A 13010-nucleotide genomic window follows, 5' to 3' on the forward strand; every position below is an offset into this window, starting at 1 on the left:
TGATAGAGTGAAACCACTTTTTTCGGTAATTTTTAAATTTGTTGTATTTAAGAGAGTGAATCATGAAAACAAAGAACGATATTTCCATTGAAAATGACGATACACGAATTGGTAAAATCGAGCAGGTGTTACCACCGATTGCGTTGCTGGAAAAATACCCGGCAAGCAATATTGCGGCGAAAACCGTAGAACAAGCCCGCAAAGAAACTCACCAAATTATTCATGGTGGAGATGATCGCCTGCTTGTCGTGATTGGTCCTTGTTCCATCCATGATCCGAAAGCCGCATTGGAATATGCGCAACGTATTAAATTAATGCGTGAAAAATATAAAGACACCTTACAAATTATCATGCGCGTTTATTTTGAAAAACCGCGTACTACTGTGGGTTGGAAAGGCCTCATTAATGACCCGCATTTAAATAATTCTTATGCCTTAAACGACGGTTTGCGTATGGCGCGTAAATTATTGTCCGACATTAACGATTTAACCGTGCCGACGGCAGGGGAGTTTTTGGATATGATTACGCCGCAATATTTAGCGGATTTCATGAGTTGGGGGGCCATTGGGGCTAGAACCACCGAATCTCAAGTTCACCGTGAATTGGCTTCCGGCTTGTCTTGTGCGGTCGGTTTTAAAAATGCCACCAACGGTTGCGTAAAAATTGCGTTAGATGCCATCGGTGCGGCAGAAGCGCCACATCATTTTTTATCGGTTACCAAGTTCGGCCACTCTGCAATTGTGTCCACGAAAGGTAATAATGACTGCCATATTATTTTACGTGGTGGTGACAACGGCCCGAATTACAGCGAAAAAGATGTTAATGACGTATGCGAAGAATTGGCTAAAGCAGGCTACAAATCTCATGTTATGGTTGATTTCAGCCATGCTAACAGTAGCAAACAATTCAAAAAACAATTGGAGGTTTGTAAAGACGTGTGCGGGCAAATCGCTTCCGGTTCCGAGAAAATTTTTGGTGTAATGATCGAAAGTCACTTGGTTGAAGGGCGTCAAAACTTGGTTGAAGGTCAGCCGTTGACATACGGACAAAGCATCACCGACAGCTGCATTGGTTGGGAGGACAGCGAAACCGTGTTACAACAGATCTCTGATGCTGTTGCGGCAAGACGAAAATTAAAAGGTTAATTGATCCTCTAACCGATTCATTTCTCATATAAAGTGCGGTGGAAATTCTCAACGAAAATCCACCGCACTTTTTTCTGCCTTTGAGTGAAAACTTTCCACTTTTAAGTTAAATCACCCTCGGATTTGGTATATCATATAACGACTTTTTTCTGTTAACCGAGGCAATAATGGCGTCTAAAAATTCTCCTCCTGCGAAAGAACAAACCACTCTAAATATCCCTCCTCATTCTATTGAAGCCGAACAAGCGGTGTTGGGCAGTATTTTATTGAATGATAAATGCTGGGATGATGTGGCGGAAAATGTTGTAAAAGAGGATTTTTACCGTTTCGAACATCGCCTGATTTTTGAGGAAATGGAAAAATTAATGGCGCAACAGGCGCCGGTTGATTTGATTACCTTAGAACAAGCCTTAAAAAGTAGAGAAGTTATAGAGCAAGTCGGTGGTTTTGCTTATTTAGCGGAGCTATCCAATAACACGCCAAGTGCCGCCAATGTCGGCGCTTATGCCAATGTGGTGCGCGAAAAAGCGATTATGCGAGAGTTGATTTCTGTAGGAAATAAAATTGCGCAAAATAGCTATTCACCAAAAGGGCAGGATGTTAAACAATTATTGGACGAGGCGGAACGGGAAGTCTTTGCCATTGCGGAAAAGCGCAGTTCCAGTAATGAAGGCCCGCAAAATATCATCAATGTGTTAGAAAACACCATCAGCAAAATCGAACAACTTAGTCAAACCAAAGATCATTCCGGCGTTACCGGGGTTTCTACCGGCTTTAAAGATTTAGATAAGAAAACTGCCGGTTTGCAGAAATCCGATTTAATCATTGTTGCCGCCCGCCCTTCCATGGGGAAAACCACCTTTGCGATGAACCTCTGTGAGAATGCCGCGTTAGGCAGTGAAAAACCGGTATTGGTATTCAGTTTAGAGATGCCTGCCGAACAAATCATGATGCGTAGCCTTGCGTCACTTTCTCGTGTAGATCAAACAAAAATTCGTACAGGTCAAGGCTTGGATGACAATGATTGGGCGAAAATTTCCAGTACCATGGGCATGCTTGCCAAAAAGCCGAATTTGTTTATTGACGATTCTTCCGGCTTAACGCCAACAGAGCTTCGCTCCCTTGCCAGACGGGTTTATCGTGAGAATGGCGGGTTGAGTTTAATCATGGTGGACTACCTTCAATTAATGCGAGCGCCGGCATTTTCCGATAATCGTACTTTAGAAATTGCCGAAATTTCCCGCTCTTTAAAAGCCTTAGCGAAAGAGTTGGAGGTGCCGGTGATCGCCCTGTCACAATTAAACCGTACGTTGGAAAATCGTCAGGATAAACGCCCGGTGAACTCGGATTTGCGGGAATCGGGATCCATTGAACAAGACGCGGATTTAATTATGTTTATTTATCGTGATGAAGTGTATAACCGCGAGTCGGAAGAAAAAGGTATTGCAGAAATCATCATCGGTAAACAGCGTAACGGACCGATTGGGCGTGTGAAGTTGGCATTCCAAGGTAATTTTTCCCGTTTTGATAATTTAGCAGAACATCATCATTACGATGACGAATATTAGATAACACAACGTAAAAGAGATAAAAAATGCACATGAAACCCGCAACAGCCAAAATCAGTTCTGTTGCTTTAAAACACAATATTCAAACCATTAAACAAAAAGCCCCAAACAGCAAAATCATTGCTGTGGTAAAAGCTAACGCTTACGGACATGGTGTGGTGTTTGTTTCTTCCGCCGTAGAAAGTATGGTGGATTGTTTTGGCGTGGCACGTTTGGAAGAAGCATTAAAATTGCGTTCCAACGGTATTACCAAGCCAATTTTGTTATTAGAAGGCTTTTTCTCTTCTAAAGATTTGCCGATTTTGGCGGTCAATAATATTCAAACTGTGGTACATAGCAAAGAACAGCTAGAGGCTTTGGAAAGAGCGAAAACCCCAAATCCGGTAAAAGTGTGGTTAAAAATTGATACGGGAATGCATCGTTTAGGCGTGCATTTGGATGAAGTTGAAACCTTCTACCAAAAATTAAAATCCCTCTCTTGTGTCGATCCGAATATTGGTTTTGTGAGCCACTTTAGCCGTGCGGATGAACTGGAGTGCGGTTATACTGAGAAACAATTAGCCCGATTTTTACAGGCAACGGAAGGTAAATCCGGTGAGCGTAGCATTTCCGCTTCCGGCGGTATTCTGTTTTGGCCGGAGGCGCATTTAGACTGGATTCGTCCCGGCATTATTATGTACGGTATTTCACCGAATAACACCGCTGGAAAAGAATACGGTTTAACGCCGGTGATGAATTTAACCTCTTCTTTAATTGCCGTGCGTGAACACAAGAAAGGAGAACCGGTGGGCTATGGCGGTGTATGGGTAAGTGATAAAGATACCAAAATCGGCGTGGTGGCCATTGGTTATGGCGATGGCTATCCGCGTGATGTGCCGGAAGGCACTCCGGTTTATCTTAACGGCCGCCGCGTACCGATTGTAGGTAAAGTGTCCATGGATATGTTGACCGTGGATCTCGGCGCAGACAGCCAAGATAAGGTGGGTGATGAGGTGATTCTGTGGGGCAAAGAATTACCGATTGAAGAAATTGCGTCAATTGCCGGCATTATCAGCTATGAATTAATTACCAAATTAACCCCGCGTGTTTTAACCGAATACATTGATTAAATCTCAACGATTAAGTTTAAGGAGAGCTTATGCAAAACATTAATCCAACTCAAACTAACGCATGGAAAGCATTAACCCAACATCATGCACAACGCAAAAATGCGACGATTCAAGAATTATTTGCGCAAGAGAAAGATCGTTTCGACAAATATTCTTTAACGTTTAACGATGAGATTTTGGTGGATTTTTCCAAAAATAATCTAACTCAAGAAACCCTTGGCTTATTGCGTCAACTCAGTGAAGAATGTGGCTTGGCACAAGCGAAGAAAGCCATGTTTGACGGTGAAAAAATCAACCGTACTGAAAATCGTGCCGTGTTACATACCGCACTTCGTAATCGCGCTAATACCCCGGTGTTGGTTGACGGCAAAGATGTGATGCCGGACGTCAATGCGGTGTTGGCGAAAATGAAAACTTTTTGCGCACGTGTAATTTCCGGTGAGTGGAAAGGTTACACCGGCAAGGCGATCACTGACGTCATTAATATCGGTATCGGCGGTTCGGATCTTGGCCCGTACATGGTGACCGAAGCGTTGCGCCCTTACAAAAACCACCTCACGATGCACTTTGTGTCTAACGTAGATGGCACTCATATTGCGGAAACGTTGAAGAAAGTGAATCCTGAAACCACCTTAATTTTAGTGGCCTCCAAAACGTTCACCACCCAAGAAACCATGACTAACGCATTGTCTGCCCGCGATTGGTTCCTTGCCGCAGCAAAAGATCCTGCCCATGTGGCAAAACACTTTGCGGCACTGTCTACCAATGCAAAAGCGGTAGCGGAATTCGGCATTGATACCGACAATATGTTTGAATTCTGGGATTGGGTTGGTGGCCGTTATTCTTTATGGTCTGCCATCGGTTTATCCATTGCGTTGTCTATCGGTTTTGAAAACTTTGAAGCCTTGTTAAGTGGTGCGCACGCGATGGATCAGCATTTCTTAAATGCGCCGTTAGAGCAAAATATTCCAACCACATTAGCATTAGTGGGCTTGTGGAACACCAATTTCCTTGGCGCACAAACGGAAGCCATTTTACCGTACGACCAATATTTACATCGCTTTGCGGCTTATTTCCAACAAGGTAACATGGAATCCAACGGTAAATATGTTGATCGTAATGGCAATGTTATTCGTGATTATCAAACCGGCCCAATCATTTGGGGCGAACCGGGCACTAACGGTCAACACGCGTTCTATCAATTAATCCACCAAGGCACAAGCCTGATTCCTTGTGATTTCATCGCACCGGCGCAAAGTCATAATCCGTTGTCCGATCATCACGCGAAATTGTTATCTAACTTCTTCGCACAAACAGAAGCCTTGGCATTTGGTAAAACCAAAGAACAAGTGGAAGCAGAATTCTTAAAAGCGGGGAAAACGTTGGCGGAAGTGGAAGATATCGTGCCGTTTAAAGTCTTCACCGGTAACAAGCCGACCAATTCCATTTTGTTACAAAAAATCACACCGTTTAGTTTAGGCGCGTTGATTGCCATGTATGAACACAAAATTTTCGTACAAGGCGTATTGTTCAATATTTACAGCTTTGACCAATGGGGCGTGGAACTAGGTAAACAACTTGCCAACCGAATCCTGCCTGAATTGGTTACCAACGATAAAATTGAAAGCCATGACAGTTCAACCAACGGCTTGATTAATCAATTCAAAGCTTGGCGTTAATTCAGTCTAACCGGCAATAAAGTGCGGTGACAAAAAACAGCGTTTTTGAACGTTGGCTATGCCAACGGCTCTGAAGAAGCGAATAAATCACTGAGGTGATTTATGAGTAAAATTCTCGGTGTTTTTTAACCGCACTTTGGCTTTTTCTTACTGCCAGAAAATGAATTTTATGCTAGAATTCGCGCGCAATTTTTTATTAACACAACAATAGGACAGAACATGAAAGTTTTAGAAGGTAATATCGCCGCACCAAAGGCTAAAGTCGCCGTCGTAATCAGCCGTTTCAACAGTTTTATCAATGAGAGCCTACTTGAAGGCGCCCTAGATGCGTTAAAACGTGTTGGTCAGGTGAAAGATGACAATATCACCTTAGTGCGTGTGCCGGGAGCATATGAATTACCGTTAGTTGCCCGTCGTTTGGCCGAAAGTAAAAAATTCGATGCTATTGTTGCTTTAGGTACAGTGATCCGTGGTGGCACAGCGCACTTTGAATATGTTGCAGGTGAAGCCAGCAGCGGTTTAGGCAAAGTGGCGATGGAAGCTGAAATTCCGGTGGCTTTTGGTGTGTTAACAACGGAAAACATTGAGCAAGCTATTGAGCGTGCAGGCACCAAAGCCGGCAACAAAGGGGCGGAAGCCGCATTAGTTGCGTTAGAAATGTATAATTTGTTAAATCAAGTTCAGGCTGCGTAACTGACAATGGCTGAACAAACAAAAAAAATCTCTCCACGCCGTCGCGCCCGTGAATGTGCGGTGCAGGCGTTATATTCTTGGGCTATTTCGCAAAATAGCCCTGAGCTGGTCGAATTAAACTTCATGACCGAGCAAGACATGAATGGTGTTGATAAACCGTATTTCCGCAAATTATTCCGTCAAACGGTGGAAAATGTGGATGCCGTGGAACACACTATGCAAGGTTATTTAGATCGTACCTTAGATGAACTGGATCCTATTGAAAAAGCCATTTTGCGTCTTGCTGTGTATGAATTACAGTTTGAAGCGGATGTGCCGTATAAAGTGGTGATCAACGAAGCTATCGAAGTGGCCAAAGTATTCGGTGCGGATGAGAGCCACAAATATATTAACGGTGTGTTGGATAAAATCGCACCGGTCGTGCGTCGCTAACATTTTGCAGGAGGCAGGATGAGTGAAGGCGAATTTGATATAATTCAACGTTATTTTACTGCGTCTAAACGCTCTCCTCGTAAGGATGTATTACTTTCAGTCGGTGACGATTGTGCCGTCACCGAACTTAATCCCAATCAACATCTCGCTATTACCACCGACACCATGGTGGAAAATATTCACTTCTTACCGAATATCAGCCCAACGGATTTAGCCTATAAAGCCGTTGCCGGCAATCTCAGTGATTTAGCCTCTATGGGCGCTGAACCTGCGTGGATTTCCTTGGCGTTAACCTTGCCAAAAATCGATCATCCATGGTTGGAGGAATTTAGCAAAAGTTTCTTTTCGATTCTCGATCATTATAACGTGGATTTAATCGGCGGAGACACCACCAAAGGTCCGCTCAGCATCACCATTACCGCGCAAGGAATTATCGCCAAAGATAAAGCCTTGTGTCGTCACAACGCAAAAGTGGGCGATTGGGTTTATGTTTCAGGCACTCTCGGCGACAGCGCCGGCGGATTGTCTTATTTATTGCAAGGCAAAAGTGCGGTCAATTCTGCGCAAGAATTTTTAATTCGTCGTCATTTACACCCAACGCCAAGAGTGCTACTTGGCATGGAACTTTCTTTAACAGGCTTGGCAAGTTCGGCTATTGATATTTCCGATGGTTGTGCCGCGGATTTAACCCATATTTTAGAACGTAGCCAATGTGGCGCCGTTATTGAATTGGATAAGTTACCGTTATCTGCCGAGTTAGTAAGCGAATTCGGCTTGGCGCAAGCCGAGCAATATGCCTTATGCGGAGGCGAAGACTACGAACTTTGCTTCACTGTGCCGGATAGCAACAGAGCCAAATTAGACAAGGCCTTATCCCATATTGGCGTGAAATATACTTGTATCGGGCAAATTCGAGCCATTAATCCGATGAAGAATAAAAAACGCATTCAATTCCAACGCAATGGTCAGCCGGTAGAGCTTGAATTGATGGGCGGCTTCGACCATTTTAAATAGGACAAATCATGACCTCATCACAACATCCGCTTGAGCGGGTGAATTTACGCAATCCTATTCATTTTTTAGCGCTCGGCTTTGGCTCCGGTTTATTGCACCCGGCGCCCGGCACATGGGGCAGTTTAGTGGGCGTAGTATTGGGGGCGTTATTATTGCCTTGGCTTGGCGCAAAAACATTTTTTATTTTGACCGCACTTTGTTTCTTCCTTGGTATTTGGTTATGCGAACGCACCAGCCACGACATGGGCGTACACGACCACGGCAGCATTGTGTGGGATGAAATCGTTGCCGTTTTTTTCGTGCTGTTAGCCGTGCCGCAAATTTCGTTATTTTGGTGTACTGTCGCTTTTGCCGCCTTCCGCTTGTTTGATATTTTAAAACCTTACCCGATCCGCTATTTTGATGAGAAACTTACCAACGGTTTCGGCATTATGGTAGATGACATTTTGGCCGCCGGTTATAGCATCTTGGTCATTCTCGCATTGGCGCATTTTATTTAGGCAATGCTATGTTACATTTAATGTTCGTACACTTGATGGGATTGCTTTCGCCCGGACCGGATTTCTTCTATGTGAGCCGTGTGGCGGCAATCAGTTCACGGCGCACTGCGATTTATGGCGTTATCGGCATTACGATTGGCGTGTTCATTTGGGCGACTGCCGCTGTATTGGGACTGGCGATTGTATTCAAAACGATGCCGTCATTGCAGGGTGTCGTAATGGTATTGGGTGGTAGCTATTTATTTTATCTCGGGGTGAAAATGGCGCGTGTCAAAACCAACGCGGTGTTTGATGATTCGGCGCAAGAGCGAAAACATGGCGCGTCCAAGCATGAAATTATCAAAGGCTTATTGGTGAATTTATCCAATGCCAAAGTGGTGATTTATTTCAGTAGCGTGATGTCTTTTGTATTAGTGAACATCACCGAAACGCGGCAAATTTTGACCGCACTTTTGATTATCACGGTGGAAACATTTCTTTATTTTTATGTGATTTCCATCTTGTTTTCACGCTCCTTTGCCAAGCGTTTTTATAGCCGATACAGTCGCTATATCGACAATGCCTCGGGCGTGATTTTTATTCTGTTCGGCGCTTACTTAATTTATGGTGGCGCGTTAAATATTTTAGGTTAGTTTAAATCGGAGAATATTATGGCTTTAAGAATTGCAATCGTGGGCGCAGGCGGACGCATGGGACGTCAATTGATTCAAGCGGTGCACAACGCGGAAGGTGTTGAATTGGGCGCGGCATTTGAACGTGTAGGCTCATCTTTAATCGGTGCCGATGTAGGCGAGTTGGCAGGCATTGGCAGCTTAGGCGTTAAGGTGGGGGATGATTTAAACGCAGCAAAAGATCAATTTGATGTGTTAATTGATTTCACCCGCCCGGAAGGCACGTTGGCGCATTTGGCGTTTTGTTCCGCTAATCATAAAAATATGATTATCGGTACCACCGGTTTTGATGATGCCGGCAAAGCGGCGATTAAAGCTGCCGCTGAAAAAATCGGGATTGTGTTTGCGTCTAACTTCAGCGTGGGCGTGAATTTGGTCTTTAAATTATTAGAAAAAGCCGCTAAAGTCATGGGCAATTATTGCGACATTGAAATTATTGAAGCGCACCATCGTCACAAAGTGGACGCGCCGTCCGGCACCGCGCTTTCCATGGGAGAACACATCGCCAAAACGTTGGGGCGTGATTTGAAAACCCACGGCGTATTCTGTCGTGACGGCATTATTGGCGAACGCAAACGGGATGAAATTGGTTTTTCTACGATCCGTGCGTCCGACGTAGTGGGCGAGCACAGCGTTTGGTTTGCCGACATCGGAGAACGCGTTGAAATTGCCCACAAAGCTTCCAGCCGTATGACCTTTGCTAACGGCGCCGTGCGTGCCGCGAAATGGCTTGAGGGAAAAGACAAAGGCTTGTTTGATATGACGGATGTGTTGGATTTGAATAATCTATAAAAGTAGGGGCGAGTAAAGCCCCTTTTTTGTTCAGCTTCATTGATCAAAGTGCAGTCGTTTTTCACGGTGTTTTTTACAGTTCAATCTCCAAATCCTCTTCCACCCGACAACAACACAATAAAATCTCGTCTTGTTGTAAAAAAGCTAATGGTGTTTCCGCATAGGACACTTTGCCTTTTTTTATTTTTACTCGGCAGGAGCCGCAATAGCCACTACGACATTGGTATTCATGGTGAATGCCATGTTGCTCCAAGCGATTGAGGAGCGGGATTTGATTATCGTGTTCGATGGTTTGACGGCTGTGTAATAAATGAATTTTCATGATCGTAAAAAGAAAAAAGAGCAGTTAGAAAACTGCTCTAAATAGCATTGGGCGTATTGTAATCGAAATTAGATCCACACGAAATATGCCATGGCGCCAATTATTCCGATACAGAAAAGGTTGAGAATAAAGCCGACCTTTGCCATATCTACTTGTTTGACATGGCCTGTTGCGAACACGATAGCGTTTGGTGGTGTGGCGATTGGCAACATAAAGGCACAACTTGCACCGCAGGCGATGATAGCGGCGAGGGCAATTGGTGGCAGGTTTAAGGTTTGTGCTACTGAAATCACAATCGGCATGATCAATGCTGCGCTGGCGGTGTTAGAGGTGAATTCTGTGAGGAAGATGATGAACGCGCTGACAACGAAACAAAGCACCCACAGCGGTTTTTCATTGGTAAATTGCACAATGGTATCTGCCATGATTTTACTGGCACCGGAGTCTTTCATCACGATACTCAAGGTTAAACCACCGCCGAAAAGCATTAATACGCCCCATTCCACACGTTCTTGAATTTCTTTCCATTTGGCTACACCGGTTACACCGATAATCACCACGACGGTTAAGGCAATAACACTATCAAAGCTATCAATTTTTTTCTCTAAGCCCAGTAAACCGGAGAACCAAGGGTTGAGAACAGAACTAAACAGGAGCAGTAATGCCATCACACTGAAGATGATTAGCGTGATGATGTTCTTTTTGGTGAAAGAGACTTTTTCAAGAGAAGGGGCAAATTCGACATGAAAATTGGGACGTAAAATGACCCAAAGAGCAAATAACATGGAAGGTAGCAACAACAGCATTACAGGGAAGCCATAGCCTAACCACTCGGTGAAAGTCACTTGAATTTGAGAGGCTAAGATAGCATTTGGTGCGCTACCGACTAAGGTGCCAATGCCGCCAATACTGGCGCAGAACGCCATACCTAGTAGAATAAAGGCATACAGGCGATAATTCTTTTCTGCATTCAACCCTTTTAACATCCCGATGGTGAGCGGCAACATCATTGCCGCGACAGCCGTGTTGTTGATCCACATAGATAAAAAGGTGGTTACTCCAAATAAATACGCCACGGAAAGTTTTAAATTGCCTTTGGCGAGTCGCACGATGTAGTTCGCAATGATTTTATCCAGTTGCTGAATTTGTAATACCGCCGCAATCACAAAGCCGCCGAAGAACATATAAATAATCGGGGTAGCAAAAGGTGCAAGCGCCTTTTGTGTGTTAATCAGTCCTAAACCAATGGCAAGAATTGGCACCATAAGCGAGGTCACCGTAATATTAAAGGCTTCTGTCAACCACAAAATACCGATGAACGTCAGCAAGGCCAAGCCACGGTTTTCCTTTGGTGAGAAGGGCAATGTGTTGATTAGCACCAACATCAAGATAAAATCCAAAACAAGAATAATCAGGCTTTTATATTTAGCGAAGAAAGGGATTTGTGTTTGCATAATAAATGTCCTCCATGGCTGCTATTTATTAGCATTGTTTTAATAAGCTAGAAACATTTTTTTAACAAATTTGTGACGGCTATCAAATATATTTTGTGAAGAAGAAAGAGATAAAAGTGCGGTGATTTTTATGAAAGGATTACATGCTTGTTTTACTGAGTAGAGGAGGCAATCCTTGAGAAATAAAAAAGTGCGGTAGATTTTATCGGAATTTAAAAACGCCTGAAAAACCCACCGCACTTTTAGCGATATGAAAGATTACAGATCGAAATCGTCGAAATCTTTGGTGTCCACTTTGGAGTCAATTTGACCCACAAGATAAGAACTCACTTCCACTTCTTGCGGTGCCACTTGTACGTTGTCGGAAACCAACCAGGCATTGATCCAAGGAATCGGGTTGGAGCGTGCTTGGAATGGCAATGGCAAGCCTACCGCCTGCATACGGATATTGGTGATGTATTCCACGTATTGCACCAAAATGTCTCTGTTCAAACCGATCATGGAACCGTCTTTAAACAAATAATCCGCCCAGTCTTTTTCTTGTTCTGCTGCCGCCAAGAATAAATCATAAGCTTCTTGTTTACATTCTTCTGCAATTTCCGCCATTTCCGGATCGTCTTGTCCTGCAGCCATGATATTTAAAATGTGCTGCGTACCGGTTAAGTGCAACGCTTCATCACGGGCGATGAATTTAATGATTTTCGCATTGCCTTCCATTAATTGACGTTCCGCAAAGGCAAAGGAGCACGCGAAAGACACATAGAAACGAATGGCTTCAAGCGCGTTCACGCTCATTAAGCAAAGGTAAAGTTGTTTTTTCAAATTACGCAAGGTGACGACACATTCTTTGCCATCCACGGTGTAAGTGCCTTCGCCGTACAGGCTATAAAGTTGGCTGTCGCGGATTAAATCATCGTAGTAAGAAGAAATATCGCGTGCGCGTTTGATGATTTCTTCGTTGGTCACGATGTCGTCAAACACGATAGACGGATCGTTCACAATATTACGAATAATGTGCGTGTAAGAACGGGAATGGATGGTTTCGGAGAACGTCCACGTTTCGATCCAAGTTTCCAATTCAGGAATGGATACCAACGGCAACAACGCTACGTTCGGGCTACGACCTTGAATGGAATCCAACAAGGTTTGATATTTTAAGTTGCTGATGAAAATATGCTTTTCATGTTCAGGCAACGCCGCGTAGTCGATACGGTCTTGTGATACATCCACTTCTTCCGGACGCCAGAAGAAAGAAAGTTGTTTTTCAATGAGTTTTTCAAAGGTCTCATATTTTTGTTGATCGTAACGGGCAACGTTAACGTTTTGACCAAAGAACATCGGCTCTTTTAGCTGGTCGTTTTTGTTTTGTGAGAAAGTGGTATATGCCATTTTTGTTTGTCCTTTAATCTTATGAGTAAAGTGCGGTCAGTTTTTAAAATGTTTTTTCATGCTGGCGCAAGCGTCTTCGCTTGTACCTTTAGTTTATTTACTTAGCACAAGCGTGGACGCTTGCGCTATTGGAGCACAAAACGGTTGCTGAGCCAGTCGAAGCATTAGTTTTGTGCTTGAATAGGCTGAAATTGCTTATCCTTCGACAAGCTCAGGAACCGTAATTTCAGCTTTGTACAACA

The 13010-nt window shown here is 43.8% G+C and carries 13 protein-coding genes; 10 read left to right on the plus strand and 3 right to left on the minus strand.

Features of this window, described 5'->3' with window-relative positions; genetic code table 11:
- The first annotated feature begins 62 nt into the window (after positions 1-62).
- From aroG to dapB, 10 genes are all read left to right on the plus strand, one after another.
- Entirely contained in the window at positions 63-1145 is a 1083-nt protein-coding gene (aroG, locus tag EL144_RS07375) for a 3-deoxy-7-phosphoheptulonate synthase AroG (protein ID WP_005703054.1), read from the plus strand.
- Between the two features lie 167 nt (positions 1146-1312).
- Complete coding sequence (locus tag EL144_RS07380) at positions 1313-2713, plus strand: replicative DNA helicase (RefSeq protein WP_005703055.1); 1401 nt, start codon at positions 1313-1315, stop codon at positions 2711-2713.
- A 26-nt stretch (positions 2714-2739) separates the two neighbouring features.
- Positions 2740-3822: an alanine racemase gene (alr, locus tag EL144_RS07385; protein WP_032994796.1), complete on the plus strand. Its 1083-nt coding sequence runs from the start codon at positions 2740-2742 to the stop codon at positions 3820-3822.
- Positions 3823-3851: 29 nt separating this feature from the next.
- Positions 3852-5501: a glucose-6-phosphate isomerase gene (pgi, locus tag EL144_RS07390; RefSeq protein ID WP_050332657.1), complete on the plus strand. Its 1650-nt coding sequence runs from the start codon at positions 3852-3854 to the stop codon at positions 5499-5501.
- Positions 5502-5720: 219 nt separating this feature from the next.
- On the plus strand, positions 5721-6194 hold the full coding sequence (gene ribH / locus EL144_RS07395) for a 6,7-dimethyl-8-ribityllumazine synthase (protein WP_005703060.1): 474 nt from the start codon (positions 5721-5723) through the stop codon (positions 6192-6194).
- Positions 6195-6200: 6 nt separating this feature from the next.
- Entirely contained in the window at positions 6201-6626 is a 426-nt protein-coding gene (gene nusB, locus EL144_RS07400) for a transcription antitermination factor NusB (RefSeq protein WP_005700376.1), read from the plus strand.
- An 18-nt stretch (positions 6627-6644) separates the two neighbouring features.
- Positions 6645-7640 carry a thiamine-phosphate kinase gene (thiL, locus tag EL144_RS07405; protein WP_005700377.1) on the plus strand — a complete coding sequence of 332 codons (996 nt, stop codon included), beginning with the start codon at positions 6645-6647 and terminating at the stop codon, positions 7638-7640.
- Positions 7641-7648: 8 nt separating this feature from the next.
- Positions 7649-8140, plus strand: a complete 492-nt coding sequence (locus tag EL144_RS07410) for a phosphatidylglycerophosphatase A family protein (RefSeq protein ID WP_005703062.1) — start codon at positions 7649-7651, stop codon at positions 8138-8140.
- Between the two features lie 8 nt (positions 8141-8148).
- A complete protein-coding gene (locus EL144_RS07415) occupies positions 8149-8772 on the plus strand; it encodes a LysE family transporter (protein ID WP_005700379.1) in 624 nt (207 codons plus the stop codon).
- Positions 8773-8790: 18 nt separating this feature from the next.
- Positions 8791-9603 (plus strand): 4-hydroxy-tetrahydrodipicolinate reductase, encoded by an 813-nt coding sequence (gene dapB / locus EL144_RS07420; RefSeq protein WP_032994800.1) that lies wholly within the window; start codon positions 8791-8793, stop codon positions 9601-9603.
- Between the two features lie 73 nt (positions 9604-9676).
- Here dapB and yfaE read toward each other — a convergent pair whose 3' ends face one another.
- From yfaE to nrdB, 3 genes are all read right to left on the minus strand, one after another.
- A complete protein-coding gene (gene yfaE, locus EL144_RS07425) occupies positions 9677-9925 on the minus strand; it encodes a class I ribonucleotide reductase maintenance protein YfaE (protein ID WP_005703065.1) in 249 nt (82 codons plus the stop codon).
- A gap of 68 nt (positions 9926-9993) precedes the next feature.
- The gene (locus EL144_RS07430) at positions 9994-11379 is read right to left on the minus strand and encodes an SLC13 family permease (RefSeq protein WP_005703066.1); all 1386 of its coding nucleotides are present in this window, start codon (positions 11377-11379) and stop codon (positions 9994-9996) included.
- 258 nt (positions 11380-11637) lie between these two features.
- Complete coding sequence (nrdB, locus tag EL144_RS07440; protein ID WP_005700384.1) at positions 11638-12768, minus strand: class Ia ribonucleoside-diphosphate reductase subunit beta; 1131 nt, start codon at positions 12766-12768, stop codon at positions 11638-11640.
- Between the last annotated feature and the right edge of the window lie 242 nt (positions 12769-13010).

This window comes from Aggregatibacter aphrophilus ATCC 33389 (genome assembly GCF_900636915.1).
Lineage (GTDB): Bacteria > Pseudomonadota > Gammaproteobacteria > Enterobacterales > Pasteurellaceae > Aggregatibacter > Aggregatibacter aphrophilus.